The organism is Vibrio sp. NH-7 (assembly GCF_053643215.1).
On the sequence record NZ_CM132188.1, the window covers coordinates 357,859 to 371,511 of the forward strand.

Below are 13,653 nucleotides of genomic sequence, written 5' to 3' on the forward strand. Positions count from 1 at the left end.
CAAGATTGGGGATTTGAAAAGGCTAGCGTTTTGCTAGCCTTTGTTTTATTTGCTAAACGGGTTCGCCTTGCATCTCGTTGTTTTGTGCGTCCAACTTAATGGTTTGAGTTGGGTAGGCGATATCCGCGCCATTTTGATGGACGATTGCCAATATCTTCAGTAATACGTCTTGCTTTACTTTATGGAATCTCACCCAGTTGACGGTTTTAGTAAAGGTGTAGACCATGATATCCAGTGATGATGGTCCAAAGCCGTTGAAGTTGACGATCAACGTCTGCTTAGCGTCGATATCCGGATGGGTTTTCAGCATCTCTTTTATCTCTTCAACGATGGTTTCAACCTGAGTGCTGTCGTCATATCGGACACCAATCGTTTCATTGATGCGTCTGTTTTGCATGCGTGAAGGGTTTTCGACCACAATACTGCTGAAGACGGAGTTAGGGACATACAGCGGTCGTTTGTCAAAGGTGCGGATGATGGTCATGCGCCAGCCGATACGTTCTACGGTACCCTCTATTTGTCTATCTGGGGAGCGAATCCAGTCGCCGACCTTGAACGGACGATCAAAGTAAATCATCATTCCGCCAAAGAAGTTGGACAGCAAGTCCTTAGCAGCCAGACCGACAATTAAACCACCGACACCACCGAAGGTGAGCAGACCGGAAAGGCTCAAACCGAAGGCTTGCATGACCGTCATCCCACCAATGACAATGAAGAACAAACGCGAAACCTTGGCTACTGCTTGTACGGTGGTCTCGTCTCGGTTCGTTTGGTCAAGAACATACTCTTCGATGTTGTTAATTAAGCGTATGGTAATCCAGACGAAGATAGCGATAACGAGCAGGAGCTTGACGGTGCTTAGCCAGTTGAGCTTATCACCCATATGATCTTGGAGTAGAAAGCCAAGTGAAACGGTCGCTGGCCAACACCAAATCAAAGTGCTGACGGGCGTTTTCAACGCAGCAAGTGTGAGATCATCCCAGTGAAAGCGGGTTTTTTCCGCTAGGATCTCCAATCGTCCATAAACGATTCTCCAGATAACCCAAGCAAAAAAGCTGGCAACAGTGATGAGTATGACGTTGGTATCCCATTGCTCTAACAAGCCGGCTATTGAAGGCGGTAAGTAGGAAAGTAGCTGATCCATATAAACGATTCTTATTATGGTGGAGGAGGAGCGATTATAAGCAATCCTTTGTAGTGATACTAGGTCGGGTGATGGAGTTACGGGTAGTTGTTTCTGTATTGAAACGTCAAGGTGAAGAAACGGTTGGCTTGAACAATAAGCCTAAATAGAGAGCGATCCTATTTGTTACCAAAATGCTCTGATAGTGCAGCGCGTCTTTTGCTTGCGCCACCACCACCCTCCATATCGACAGTGTCTTCATAACCTGCTTTGACGAAGCGTTGGCTCGGTATGCTTGGCTGAAGACGACGCAATTGAGGGGAATTAAACGTTCCTGCAATCTGATAGATGGTGGTACCACTGCCTGTTTCGATAAAGACTTGCTCTCCATCAAACTCAAAGCTGGTGGCAATAAGGCGATTATTACGGAATACGCCCTGTTCATTCAGGGTAAGCGTCTCGGTGCTGTAAGAGGGGGCTCCGACTTCTATCCAAGTACCGTATACGTGTTTGGGGTGAATATAGTCGTTGTAGCTAAAATAGAGTAGCGATGAAAAGCCAGCCGCCAAGGATAAGAATATGGCAACAAACAACAACTTGATAATTTTGGCTTGGATCATAACTACCTTTGAAGCAATGGATGTGAACTGCCATTCCTAGTGGAACTCGTCAACCAAAGTCAGCTTGAAAGAAATGAATATTTAAATCAATTACCTGACCAAGAAATTTGATATTTACCTCAAATCCATTGAGTGCTGAACGTCGCTAACTCAATGAGAAAACAGAGTAAACTGTCACTGGTTATTGTAAGACTAGCAGTCAACGGCAATGAGATCTTCTTCAACAGCATGAAATCTATGTAGGCACGCTTTGATTTAGACACATACGCTGTCGATATTGGTTAGATTTCAGCATTTTAGATTGCTGTGACCGACAATATCGATTAAAACGTGACAACAATAATTTGATTAAACAGGTTCATGAGGGACATATGATTACAGTAAACAGCTATTTCGATGATGGTGTAAAGTCGTTGGGCTTTACTCAGGGCGAAGAGAACTCGAGTGTTGGAGTCATGCTTGCTGGTGAATATACCTTTGGTACCGCGGCGCCAGAAAAAATGACGGTTGTAAAAGGTGAAATGGCGGTTAAGCGAGATGGTGAAAGCCATTGGAACACTTACAAGGCAGGTGAGTCTTTCGATGTGTCCGGAGACTCTTCATTTGACGTCAAAATACTGGTAACGACTGCTTACCTGTGTGAATACCTCTAAGAAAATCGCTCTATAAATCAAAACGCCGCTAATCAGCGGCGTTTTGTTTTGTCACACTCAGTTAGGGGCAAAGTGCGCTCGTTTACTCCAAGCGCCGATTCGATTTTGCCGAACTGTCCTTCAGTTATTATCAAAGTTATCAAGATAAACCTAGGCTATACTTCTATTATGAGAAATTGTAACTAGGAGGTGAACATGGCTGTTGTTCCTAAGCATAAAGATTCTCACCAACGATATGATCCGAGCCAAGACCTGACTCAGGACCAATTGCACCGTTTCGGAAAAGTCGCGTCTTCCGCTCAAAAGAGACGAGATAAACTATCAGCCCGACAATCGGTGCTAGCTGACGCGAAGGATGTTGCATTCAAACCGATTATTACGCCGAAGAAGGATAAGCCGAATACGGTGAGATATGCGGTGTGGATGATTGTGGTTATGGCAGTAAGCTTATGGTTAATGTATATGACGGGCTAAACTCTTCTTTGAGTAATAGGTGTTACATTATCTTGCTTTTTTGGTTTTTCCCCCCGATCTTTTCGATAGTAGTGAAACTGATTTTTACCACTGTGTTTAGCTGAATACATCGCTTTGTCTGAACAACGTGTGAGTTCTGGTAAAGTGTCAGCATCTTCAGGAAACAGTGCTACACCAAGGCTCACGTTCACTTTGCCGATTTCCTCTTTTCCCTGATAGCAGTCCTCAAATAGGTGCAGGATGCGATTGAGTATACCTTCAAGATCTGCACGACTTTTTACTCCGTAGAGCAGTAGAACAAATTCATCTCCAGCAAATCGAGCGATGGAATAATCATGCTTGTCGGTTTTCCTGTCTTTGTTTCGGATATTATTCTTCAGTCTGCGCGAAAAGTGCTGCAATACGCGATCGCCGACATCGTGGCCGTAGCAGTCATTAATCGCTTTGAAATCATCAATATCTAAAAATATCATCGCGGTGAGCGTGTTGCTGTGCCGCTCTTCTTCCAGTTTATCGATCGCCCAGCTTTCAAAGCTCCAACGATTGGCAAGTCCAGTCAGTTGATCAAAGTAGGCGAGATCTTCAATACCTTCGCGATATAAAGATTGAATATAGGCTACCGCTTTATTGTAAAAATAGGCCGAGGTATTGCAAAGTAGGCAGAGGGCAAACAAGCTGATCACAAATCGGTCGGCTGATAGTGATTCTAATGTGATGGCTCCACCGGACAGTGTAATAACAGCGACCAACAAGCAGAATAAGGTGCTCAATATTGAGCCGATTTTGAATTCGTTGGCAAATATGACAGCTGCGAGAATTGGATACAGCCAAACAAGCGTTCCTGTTCCGTGCTCACCGAAGAGTAGCAATATGAATGCTTGAAGAAGTAAGACTCCGCTGAGTATCAAGTCATTAAAGCGCGCTTGCTGATGTCGTCCAAACCATAGGTTAAGGAGCAGGATGAGCGTACACCCCAAGTTAAAAATGGCAAAGAGTAAGGATCCGTTAAGAAAATGGACCGTACTGTAGACTAGCAGTATCGTGATGGAGACGATCGAACATATTTGTACAACCTTGTGCTTCCTCGAAGAGCGCAAGTCCGCCATTTCTTCTAAATGCCGACCGACAAAATTACCCATTCACCGCAAGTCCTATTTTTGGTATTTCTTGCATAAATTCTAGAAGTAAAATGTGATTTTGCTTCAGTGATAGTATCTTGCTGGTTAGGTACCTAGTTTGATTTGTATGAACTTAGTTGTTTATTGACGTAATAGATTGGAGCTAGGCAGAAAATTGGCGCTTAGATAACGTATTGTATAAAAGAAAGATTTCAAGCAAGCGCTAGTTTGTTGACGGTGGCAAGTTACTGAATTAAAAACGAAAAGTACCTCTATATTCAGGCCTATATAATAAAATGGTCTAACGGTACTCTTCGTTTTGTGCATTCCCTCAACAGTTCAGAGTGCGCTACTTCTTCTCCAAACCGTATGGAAGGCGAGAAAAAAACCGTGGATGCTGTTCCATTGTCGGGGCTTTGTTAACGCTTTGCCAATCTAGCAGCATGATTGCCAAAACGTTTCTGTGTTCACCGTAAGCCAAATCAAAATCCCCTGAAACAGACGGAATCATCCCCTTGTCTTTATCAATCGACTTGCGTATTACGTCGCGGGTCTTTGCCACAACAGGGTCGTCTTCTAGACCTGCCAGCAAAAAGCTGATGCCCACTTCGGCGATGATATCCTCTTTCGCTCTAAGGAGGATGGTGTCGATATTGGCGCGAAAATAGTCATAAATCCATTGATACTGTTTTTCGCTCACAAGACGTTGGTAATACTGCGAATCGGCGAAGATTATATGCGTCAAACCGTAAAGCTTATTGCCATACTGCTGTTTGGACAATTTTTTGTCTTCGTTGTCTGGATAAGTGGCTTTAAAGGACTCAATAAACGCTTGGGTGACATCTTGCTCGCCCAGTTGCTTTAGCCAAAAGACTTGGTTTGCGAGCTGAGCTGCCCACGCTCGGATCATTTCTGGATCTGTGGCGTATTTGTTGAAGTCGTAGCGGCGAATCACTTGGCGCAGTTTCGCGTCCTCTTTGTGCTTTAATCCATATTCATTGGCTCGCGCCATCGAGCCTAGTAAATCCACACCTAAGTAGAGGTATTCAGGCATGTGTTTTGTCACGGTGTAGCGACGCACGCTGCGTTCGTCTGTTTCGTCTTGATAGCCAGCAATACGCTTCTCTGAGTAGAGCAAGATTTGCTCCGGTGTGTTCACTTCTGCCGCAAAACGATTGAGCCGACTCGCAACACGCGCCATGTCACTCCAGACTGCGGCAGCGTATTTGTTGTCGAGCGTTTGTCGGTACATACGCAAACCGTAATGTCCTTCTTTGAAGGCTGGTAAAGTGTATAGCTGGCTTTCGTATGTCTGCTTGATGATGTCCGCTGACTCTTCGTTTAAGTCGGTAGCGTAAACTGTAGGCAGTAGAGCGAGCCCTAAGCAAAGGGCGAGTATTCGTTGGCGCATAAAAATACCATTACCTATCGAAGCCTACCTCGTTGGGTAGGCGAACCATTCCTTGGTGGGGAAGTGATTGAGTTTGAATTGGCGATAAAATATCAATTATTGCTTTGCTGGATGTAAAGCGCTTGTCAGATAGATGCAAAATATTGACTGAATATGAGATGAAAAAATATCCAAATCAATGCGCCTTTTTGTATAATTGATAGAAATAACAAAAAATACAGCACCGTAGAAGTGCTAGAAAATCAACTACGCTGTCGAAAAAGGCTTTTAGCGCTTTTTAGTTTTGGGGAAGAAATGCAGGATCGCATAAACAGGCGTTGGTCTGTCTACATATTTATTATCTTGATCAGTAGCTTCGCAATTGGATTGGTCGAAGTCATCGATCGCAGTCAGAAAAACTTTTTGCGAGACAGTCTACTCGGTCGAGCTAAAGAAGAACTCTCGATTATTCGTTCCGAACTGGAAGCGGCAATAGTGTCTGATATTTTTGCTGTAAACAGTATATCGGTGTTGCTTGCTGCTAACCCTGAGTTTGAATTTAACGGCTGGGGGCTTATTGCTTCCAGCATTATGCGCAAAAGTAGCCATGTCAAAGTCATTGGCCTAGCTCCTAATGATGTCATCAAATACATTTACCCACTTAAAGGTAATGAGGCTGCTTTGGGCTTAGACTATAAGACCGTTCCAAGCCAGTGGCGCACTGTTCGCAAAGCTAATGAAATCCAAGATATTTTCATAGCTGGTCCCGTCAATTTAGTTCAAGGCGGCAAAGGTTTGATTGCCCGTGTTCCCATTTATGAAGATCCGCCTTATAACAGCAGCTATTGGGGCGTGTGCAGTGTCGTGCTCGATTTAAACTCTCTGTTTCACGATGTGGGCATCGAAAAGTTTGAGCACAAATACAATATTGCGATGCGTGGGCTGGACAGTACAGGTTCAGAAGGTGAGCACTTTTATGGGAATGCTAATGTCTACAAGACTGCATTTGCCACGGAGAATGTTTATTTTCCTTATGGTAGCTGGCATATTGCCGCAAGCACAAAGGAAGACCTTTTAAGCAAAAGCGAATGGTATCGTGTCCATGCGGTCAGGCTTATAGGCTATCCGCTGTTAGTGCTACTGGCGTTGGCATTTGTGTTGGTTTATCGGTTGTATTCTGTTGCGAAAAAACGCTCCCTTCAAGATGCTCTTACTCGTTTGCCAAACCGACGTTATTTTTTGTACACCATAGAAAATCAGTTCGACGCTGCTAAAAAACGCGGAGCTGAAGAAGGCTTTGCAATTCTAAACATCGATCTTGATAAATTTAAGGCAATTAATGACAGTTACGGTCATGTTGCTGGCGATAAAGTACTCATTGCAACGGCAGAAAGAATCAAGGGAGTACTTCGATCCTCGGATGTTGTTGCCCGTATTGGCGGAGACGAGTTTTTAGTGCTGTTGCCACGAGTGACCAAGTCTGAAGACATTGACCACATAAACCTCGAGCTTCAGCGAGCAATTTGTCACAGTCCAGTGATTTACGATCAGCAACTCATCAATATTCACGTCAGTGTTGGTTACGCGTTGTACCATCCGGATTTTACGACCATAGAAGATATGCTTAAGCTGGCGGACGAGAGAATGTATTTAGAGAAGCGGCGTCAGTCACAAAGAAATGATGTTAACTCATTGAGCTAGTGGGCAAATACTCTCAAACCATGCTATAGACAATATAAAGAGTCGGTTGTGAGGTCAGTATGCGCAGTTTAGCTCAGTGGTTAGCGGATTACGGCGAGAGCCATCAGCATCCAATCAATCAGAAAATTCATCAAGTCGCGGTACCCGGTATTTTTCTTTCGGTCGTCGGTTTGGTTTGGTCTATTCCGTCGATTAACTTGCTTGGCACAACCGTTAACTGGGTCTGGGTCGCAGCGATGCCGATCTGGGTATTCTACTTTCGGCTTTCGTTGAGTGTCTTTCTTATGATGCTCGGATTCACGTTAGCCTGCATCTCATTGATTTGGTCCCTTGACTTGATGCGGCTTCCCGTCTTCCTTATTTCTTTGACCGGCTTTGCAAGTTTGTGGTTACTGCAGTTTATTGGCCACAAAATAGAAGGGAAAAGACCTTCATTTCTTGACGATCTGGTTTACCTATTGATTGGTCCTATTTGGGTATTTAGGAAGAAGTAACGCCAGTATCCAACCAGGATTTTGCATTTTGCAAAGATTGTAATTTTCGCATTATGCGAAATTTATCATTTCGAGATTACTTTATGAGCCTTGTTTTTAATAAACAGTTTATTAAGTGAACAAAATCAACGATTTTTATTGATAGAAAAAGTTGGCACGTATCATGCTTTAGTTGTAATGACCCTTATTAAGCCGAGGGTCACCTAGCCAACTGACGTTGTTAGTGAACCGAAATTTGTTCACAATCAAATACAGCCAATCACGATTATTGTGATTGGCTTTTTTTCTTTTTGAGCTAGGCGTCTTGGCATCCGCTATAGCAGCTTGGTTTTCTTGGGCAAACTGCACCACGGGAACAAATCACTCGCGCATCCGTTTCAATTCCACGCTCTATCCAATTGATGTTTAGAATCTTCGCGATGGTCGTGAACTCCTTTTGAATATGTCTTGGAATGGGTGCAGAACCACCTTGGCTGACACACAAGGATTTGAGCTCTTCTGCAATGTTTCTCGAGTCTCCGCCTTGGGCATCGATCGCCGGATTTAAATCAATGCCAGCACAGAGAACGCGATTGTTACCTGCAGGATCAGTCATATTAATGGACTCGCAGCAGTATATTCTTGGTTCGTCGCCCACATTCAAAATGGAGATCTGCGCTGAACTGCCACTGCGAGGCTCAGAAAGACGTCTAAACACCGCCCAGTGTTGGCATGGGTCGTTAACTTGTCGCATGTTGCCCCAAGGGAGCGGGATGCCATTTCCCCGATAGACTGCTTTGAGTTTGTTCTGCCCATACGCATCAAAGTAGTGCCAGTGCGGATAAGGGGAGACAACGGTCATGCGCCTCATCGCAACTGATGGGGAGACGCCTGCCTTAGCATGAACATCGATCTCGTAGCCATTTCGATCAAGCAACTGACGAAATGGCACCTTAGGACAGAGTAATGCGCCAGCAAAGAAGCTGGACTCAAAATCTCGCCAGGCTTGGAGTATGTCTTGCGAATTCAACTCAGACGTTGGGTTCACTTGTTGAGTGTTGTCTTCCCAGCTGTTGGCGTGACCGACAGATAGAACGCTCTTTAGCCCTTCTTTGTTGTGTAACACACAGTGACCTAGGTAGACCGCAAGGTCATATTTAAGGCGCGTAGGGTACTGCTTGAGTATTTCATTCAAGTAGATAAAGCCGGGTGGCTCGAAAAAGGAAGTAACGACTTGCTTAGCACTAACGCCAAGTTCATCGACAATATCTTGTGGCGGGCGAGATGTCCAACGGATGGTAAGCCCCATACTTCGCGCGATATCCATTAAGTCTTCCGCAGAGAGGTTAAGGCGCTTCAGTCCAATCTCTTCGGCTGCGCGTTCCAGATCAGGAAAGTGATTCTGGTTGTTTTCCTGATGCGCTCGAATAAGCAAGTGCGCGAACTGGCGTCCGGTGATTCCCGTTTGCGAGAGCATCTCAGGAATCGCGATTTGAAGAATATCGTTAGAGAACAGGAAACTTGGCTCAAGCGCCATGCCACTGATCCCACCACGATTCCCCTTGTCGGGAGTGATGTCCGTTTGCTCTGGCTCATCATCTAAAAACCACGCGGGATCTTTTTGGAACACTTCCGCAATGACTTCTAGCATATCGATACTTGGGACTCGTTTCCCTCGCTCAATCATTGACAGGTAAGAAACCGACGGTGCGTATTCTGGATTTACTCGAATGCAACGCGCAGAGAGATCTTCCATGGTTAAGTGGTTGCGTTTTCTAAGATTTCTGATCTTCGTCCCTAAAAAATGGGACTGACGTATAAGACTTTTCGACAGCATAATTTTGTAAAATTCACATTGTAAAATTTTTGTTGTGAAATTGTAGTCAAAAAATCACTAGTATAGAAAGTAAGCAAAGTCACAAAACTTAAAACAACTGAACGCAAGTTTGAAATCTTTGCTCTAGGACATAAAAGTTGTGAAATATCCGCGAGGGAAACGCTATGAACATGCTTACAATCGATAAAACAGACATCCAAAAACAAGACAAGCCATTTATCGCTGAAGCAGTCTTCGCGGTAGAGAAAACAAACTCGAAGCAATCATCTGAGAAGCAAACAAAAGCAAAACAGCTACTAGATCGTATGTTTCCATTAGAGAACGGCTCTCACCAAGAAGTAACGGCGTACATGGTTGATTACCGCCACCTTGTAGCGTATTTCAAAGATGGGTCTCACAGTGGTTTGAAAAGCAACAAGCACTTTGTCGCTTACAGCGGTGAAAAGGAGACGCCAACGTCGATTCTGTTCCGCGATGGTAACGGTAGCCACGTTGAGCTGACATTTGGTCGCCATAAAGGGACTGGCTGCGTTGAGCTGATTGAAATTGATGATATCCAACTGGAAACATGCACCATGTTCCCTCAAGAAAGCTCTGAAATTTCAGCAATGCGTCACTGGATTAGTTTGGTTCGAGGCGATGAGAAGGGTAAACCTAAAGCGTGCACAGAATCAAAAGCCTACACAGCTAAAAGCGGTGAGGACTACGACTTGGAATGCTGTTACACCATGAATAAATAGCGCGATTCAGCAGAAACAAAAAAGGATACGCATGCGTATCCTTTTTTTGATCTCTGTTATCGAGCTAGAAATGCAATTGAATGACCGATGTCACTACTGCGCCTGGGCGTCGAACACCGTCGATTTCAACTTTAATTTCGCGCTCAATCTCTAACCCTTTGCGAATAGGCGTTACCTTTGACAAAGTGCTCACTGCGCGAATGCGGTTGTCTGATTTTACTGGGTAAGGAAAACGAACTTGGTTGAGACCGATGTTGACTACCATTTTCGCGGTTGGAAACAGGTTTTGGTCAGGGTCGACGCTGTCTGTTAGTTTTGGCAATAGAGCCAAAGTCAAAAAACCGTGTGCAATCGTTGTCTTGAAAGGCGATTCAGCCGCCGCACGTTCAGGATCGGTATGGATCCACTGCATGTCTTCGGTAACGGCACCAAATTGATTAATTCGCTCTTGCGAGACATCCAGCCAATCACCCACATGAATGACTTCACCAATTTTTGCCTGAAGCTCTTCATACAAGGCTTGGGCTTCTGGCTTGAGTTCGATCGTTTTAGGCTGCTCAGTCGTAATTGGAGCAGGAGACTCAACTTCGTCATTAACAGCAGGTTGTTGAAGATCGCGTAGACGTGTAAAAAGGTGGCGATTGTTTGCCTTCGTCAAAAACTCTCCCCAGTACTCACGCACAGTTGGAGACATCCACTGCATGAATTCTGAATGATGTTTTGAGTGGGATTCACCACGATGTTTAAACAGGTCAGCGACTTTCATAAAAACCTCTGAAATATACAATTTGGTTCGATTAACTCAGTAAGTTTGAATTACTTCACAATATTGTGCAATGACTTTCGAGCGTACATCTGTTGCTTGAAAGTGCTTAAATTCAATAAATTCATTGAGTTATAAATAAAACACTATTTTATTACAATCTAAAGATTAGAGTTTTTGTACAACAAAAATCATACACAACAGCGTTATTCCATCTGACTAGAGTTTAGTCAGGTGTGTGAAAACTCACCACTTGAACACGTTGCCTCAAATTATTGCTTTACAAGAGTTGTGCCAAAACCTACTATACAACCCGCAACGGAGAGATGGCTGAGTGGTTGAAAGCACCGGTCTTGAAAACCGGCATACGTTAATAGCGTATCTAGGGTTCAAATCCCTATCTCTCCGCCACATTTAAGAAAGCCCGCTAATTAGTTAGCGGGCTTTTTCGTTTCTACTTCACTTTCTTTTCTCAATTTCTCTTCTCCTACATAATGTCATATTTCGGTTAATATGGAATTTCGTACTATTTACACAAGGCCTCGCCTGTTTACAAGTAAGCAACTGTAAGCAGTTAAATTAATTGAAGTTTCATTCCTGATATTAAACGCATGTAATTACGCTTCATTTTTCCAATGTATAGTCATGAGGTTGTCTATAACGGAGAGTAATAATGAAGCTAAAAATAATGGCTCTGCTGTTTCTATCGGGTGGTGCTTTGGCGTCTGAAAATCAGTTGTCCAATATTTCTACCGTCGCGGGCGAGTCGCTGTCGATATCGTCAGAACTCTACGGTTACACACTAAGTCAAGGTGATTCTCGCTATGCGGATGTCGTTGATCTCGATGGCTTGGATTGGGCGTTTTGGTACGGTGAACATCGTTTTACTGCGAAACAAGGTGTCGATCTGATCAGTGATGTTCAGATGATTGGTGAATACGAATTAAAGGACGAAAAGCCAGCCCATGGTAACGAGTACTATTGGGAAGGCGGAAGCTCTAAAGACTACCTCGATGAGTCGAATCACGCCATTTATGCCAAGCCGGGTGGTGGTTTTTCTTTTCAGGTTAAGCCAGGTAAATCAGGTGACTTTAGGCTTGATTTGTATACTCACAACTGGTTGTCTGCTTCAGAGTTTACTGCTTGCCTAAACGAAGAGTGCGTCACTATTGATAACTTCTATCCGACCAGCATCGCGACGACCCAAAATAGTGTGCAGTTCACTACCGAATCTGATGCAGACATTTTAACGATTCAACTTGCATTTAAGCCTGATCAATTTGGTTGGTCACAAAACGACGGCTATTTGAGCTTGGAAGCGATCAACCTAAGTGAGGGCAAATAAATGAACAAGTTACTTATTGCTACCGCAGTGTTGGCGTCATTTTCGGCCAACGCAGGCTTAGGTCGTGCTGATCGCTCCGTTCAGCAGCATAAAGAGTTTGCTTTGCAGAGCAAGTTTGACTTCGCTTGTCACATGAACGCGGGCAGCGCGACACTTATCGACCCATTCTGGGTTATTACAGCGGATCATGTGAGTGGCGCAAAATCTGAAAACTATCAAAACCGAGTTACGTGCTCATCGTTCGAAAAAGATGAGGATGGTGTGTTCCATCAGGTAAAAAGCGTCAGTGCGATTACCGATCCGGATGGGGAGTATGGGGAATACGAGTTTACGTCTCCTGATGGTAGAGACTTCGCGCTGGTTCGACTGGATACACCGATCATTGGGATAAAGCCTGCCAAGTTGCCCGTTGAAGGTATGTTTGATCCAAAAGAGCACTATAAAGTTAATCAGATTGGCTACGGAAACTATAACGGTCGAAATGGCGGGACAAAATACGTTTACCTTGATCGCCACAACCGTTGGGTGACGCCATTGGTTTTTGACGACGCCTACACCCCGCAAACCGATCTGCAGTGGCATTCGATTCTTGGGGATTCAGGGTCTGGTATCACGGTTGAAAAGGATGGTGAGTTTTACCTTTTGGGCGAGATTGGGATACAGATTGGCGCGCGATACTGGTTTGACACGTTTGAAAACACGCTCACTCGCCTTGATTTCATCAAACAAACGATGCAAACGCATGGCTTCAGCTATGTAGAGGAAGTAAAACTTGATGAAGTGAAATGGACGCCAGCATCGCCAGAAAATAGCGAGGACTACCATGCGTACTTCAGCTACTGGAAGGCGGAGAGCTTCGACTTCAACGGAACTGGTTGGTATGACAATGGTGGAATCTATGCCACGGCTTATGCCACGCCGGGAGAACGCTATTCGATTGAGTTTGTGGTTCCCAAGCAAGCTGAGATTCCCGCCTTTGATTTGATTGTGGACGACCGTATCGTCGCTGCGAATGTTGATGTGAACTCATTTGATAGTGATGCGATTAAGGTGACGGTTAACGAATTTGAGTTAAAGGGAGAGGCCATCAAAGTGGAGATGCAACCTATCGGTAACCTAGAAGGCAAAGGGCGCATAGCGCTAGACTACTTTGCGATTAAGTAAGTGATTGTTGGCCAATTAGATTGAGCTCAATAGCGTATTTCAAGTAGTTGGCCACATGGCTCACTCTTCTTTAAGGACGGTTTTTATAAACCGTCCTTTTTGGTTTTGGCAAACAGTGCTTTCAATAATGGGTGATTGTTGGCTACTTTAAAGGAGTACTCTCTTATTCATCCGTGTAAGCGGAAATCACAGTTAACTCATGACCTGGGAAAAGGGTTAGGCAAGCGTGCTTAATCAAGATTCATTAGGTCC

The 13,653-nt window shown here is 44.3% G+C and carries 13 protein-coding genes and 1 tRNA gene; 8 read left to right on the forward strand and 6 right to left on the reverse strand.

All coding sequences use genetic code 11. The annotated features are described in order from the left end of the window. Window positions 1-52 precede the first annotated feature (52 nt). Together ACUALS_RS15895 and ACUALS_RS15900 are read right to left on the reverse strand one after the other, a co-directional pair. Window positions 53-1,144 carry a mechanosensitive ion channel family protein gene (locus ACUALS_RS15895; protein ID WP_454449815.1) on the reverse strand — a complete coding sequence of 364 codons (1,092 nt, stop codon included), beginning with the start codon at window positions 1,142-1,144 and terminating at the stop codon, window positions 53-55. Between the two features lie 158 nt (window positions 1,145-1,302). Then, a complete protein-coding gene (locus ACUALS_RS15900) occupies window positions 1,303-1,743 on the reverse strand; it encodes a DUF2850 domain-containing protein (RefSeq protein ID WP_005470106.1) in 441 nt (146 codons plus the stop codon). Window positions 1,744-2,114: 371 nt separating this feature from the next. On the opposite strand from ACUALS_RS15900, the gene ppnP reads away from it, so the two are divergent. Beyond that, the gene (gene ppnP / locus ACUALS_RS15905) at window positions 2,115-2,396 is read left to right on the forward strand and encodes a pyrimidine/purine nucleoside phosphorylase (RefSeq protein WP_005470007.1); all 282 of its coding nucleotides are present in this window, start codon (window positions 2,115-2,117) and stop codon (window positions 2,394-2,396) included. A 195-nt stretch (window positions 2,397-2,591) separates the two neighbouring features. After that, window positions 2,592-2,870 (forward strand): hypothetical protein, encoded by a 279-nt coding sequence (locus ACUALS_RS15910; protein WP_038140528.1) that lies wholly within the window; start codon window positions 2,592-2,594, stop codon window positions 2,868-2,870. On the opposite strand, the gene ACUALS_RS15915 is transcribed toward ACUALS_RS15910, so the two are convergent. Further along, window positions 2,867-4,009, reverse strand: coding sequence for a GGDEF domain-containing protein (locus tag ACUALS_RS15915; RefSeq protein WP_454449816.1), 1,143 nt, complete (start codon window positions 4,007-4,009; stop codon window positions 2,867-2,869). The genes ACUALS_RS15910 and ACUALS_RS15915 overlap by 4 nt on opposite strands. Before the next feature lie 328 nt (window positions 4,010-4,337). Beyond that, a complete protein-coding gene (locus ACUALS_RS15920) occupies window positions 4,338-5,399 on the reverse strand; it encodes a DUF3541 domain-containing protein (RefSeq protein ID WP_454449817.1) in 1,062 nt (353 codons plus the stop codon). Window positions 5,400-5,693: 294 nt separating this feature from the next. Here ACUALS_RS15920 and ACUALS_RS15925 point away from each other — a divergent pair, with 294 nt between their 5' ends. Together ACUALS_RS15925 and ACUALS_RS15930 are read left to right on the forward strand one after the other, a co-directional pair. After that, complete coding sequence (locus ACUALS_RS15925; RefSeq protein WP_454449818.1) at window positions 5,694-7,079, forward strand: diguanylate cyclase; 1,386 nt, start codon at window positions 5,694-5,696, stop codon at window positions 7,077-7,079. A gap of 59 nt (window positions 7,080-7,138) precedes the next feature. After that, window positions 7,139-7,573, forward strand: a complete 435-nt coding sequence (locus ACUALS_RS15930) for an Mpo1 family 2-hydroxy fatty acid dioxygenase (RefSeq protein WP_454449819.1) — start codon at window positions 7,139-7,141, stop codon at window positions 7,571-7,573. A 295-nt stretch (window positions 7,574-7,868) separates the two neighbouring features. Here the strand turns inward: ACUALS_RS15930 and ACUALS_RS15935 are convergent, their stop codons facing one another. Further along, window positions 7,869-9,392: a DUF3612 domain-containing protein gene (locus ACUALS_RS15935; protein WP_072016629.1), complete on the reverse strand. Its 1,524-nt coding sequence runs from the start codon at window positions 9,390-9,392 to the stop codon at window positions 7,869-7,871. A gap of 161 nt (window positions 9,393-9,553) precedes the next feature. Here ACUALS_RS15935 and ACUALS_RS15940 point away from each other — a divergent pair, with 161 nt between their 5' ends. Further along, window positions 9,554-10,129, forward strand: a complete 576-nt coding sequence (locus tag ACUALS_RS15940; protein ID WP_005470108.1) for an aldolase/citrate lyase/malate synthase family protein — start codon at window positions 9,554-9,556, stop codon at window positions 10,127-10,129. A 64-nt stretch (window positions 10,130-10,193) separates the two neighbouring features. Here the strand turns inward: ACUALS_RS15940 and ACUALS_RS15945 are convergent, their stop codons facing one another. Then, complete coding sequence (locus tag ACUALS_RS15945) at window positions 10,194-10,895, reverse strand: MaoC family dehydratase (protein ID WP_005470247.1); 702 nt, start codon at window positions 10,893-10,895, stop codon at window positions 10,194-10,196. 317 nt (window positions 10,896-11,212) lie between these two features. Between ACUALS_RS15945 and ACUALS_RS15950 the strand changes: the two genes are divergently transcribed. The 3 genes from ACUALS_RS15950 (at window position 11,213) to ACUALS_RS15960 (ending at window position 13,401) form a co-directional block, all read left to right on the forward strand. Continuing rightward, window positions 11,213-11,303 (forward strand) — tRNA-Ser (locus tag ACUALS_RS15950). Between the two features lie 262 nt (window positions 11,304-11,565). After that, window positions 11,566-12,237 (forward strand): hypothetical protein, encoded by a 672-nt coding sequence (locus ACUALS_RS15955; RefSeq protein ID WP_454449820.1) that lies wholly within the window; start codon window positions 11,566-11,568, stop codon window positions 12,235-12,237. Further along, window positions 12,238-13,401, forward strand: coding sequence for a trypsin-like serine peptidase (locus tag ACUALS_RS15960; RefSeq protein ID WP_454449821.1), 1,164 nt, complete (start codon window positions 12,238-12,240; stop codon window positions 13,399-13,401). The last annotated feature ends 252 nt before the right edge of the window (window positions 13,402-13,653 follow it).

What these genes read in the sequence shown, in the direction of transcription:
- ACUALS_RS15960 (WP_454449821.1), top strand. Translation starts at nt 12,238, where the DNA reads ATGAACAAGTTACTTATTGCTACCGCAGTGTTGGCGTCATTTTCGGCC.
- ACUALS_RS15925 (WP_454449818.1), top strand. Translation starts at nt 5,694, where the DNA reads ATGCAGGATCGCATAAACAGGCGTTGGTCTGTCTACATATTTATTATC.
- ppnP (WP_005470007.1), top strand. Translation starts at nt 2,115, where the DNA reads ATGATTACAGTAAACAGCTATTTCGATGATGGTGTAAAGTCGTTGGGC.
- ACUALS_RS15945 (WP_005470247.1), bottom strand. Translation starts at nt 10,895, where the DNA reads ATGAAAGTCGCTGACCTGTTTAAACATCGTGGTGAATCCCACTCAAAA.
- ACUALS_RS15955 (WP_454449820.1), top strand. Translation starts at nt 11,566, where the DNA reads ATGAAGCTAAAAATAATGGCTCTGCTGTTTCTATCGGGTGGTGCTTTG.
- ACUALS_RS15920 (WP_454449817.1), bottom strand. Translation starts at nt 5,399, where the DNA reads ATGCGCCAACGAATACTCGCCCTTTGCTTAGGGCTCGCTCTACTGCCT.
- ACUALS_RS15895 (WP_454449815.1), bottom strand. Translation starts at nt 1,144, where the DNA reads ATGGATCAGCTACTTTCCTACTTACCGCCTTCAATAGCCGGCTTGTTA.
- ACUALS_RS15910 (WP_038140528.1), top strand. Translation starts at nt 2,592, where the DNA reads ATGGCTGTTGTTCCTAAGCATAAAGATTCTCACCAACGATATGATCCG.
- ACUALS_RS15915 (WP_454449816.1), bottom strand. Translation starts at nt 4,009, where the DNA reads ATGGGTAATTTTGTCGGTCGGCATTTAGAAGAAATGGCGGACTTGCGC.
- ACUALS_RS15930 (WP_454449819.1), top strand. Translation starts at nt 7,139, where the DNA reads ATGCGCAGTTTAGCTCAGTGGTTAGCGGATTACGGCGAGAGCCATCAG.
- ACUALS_RS15940 (WP_005470108.1), top strand. Translation starts at nt 9,554, where the DNA reads ATGAACATGCTTACAATCGATAAAACAGACATCCAAAAACAAGACAAG.
- ACUALS_RS15900 (WP_005470106.1), bottom strand. Translation starts at nt 1,743, where the DNA reads ATGATCCAAGCCAAAATTATCAAGTTGTTGTTTGTTGCCATATTCTTA.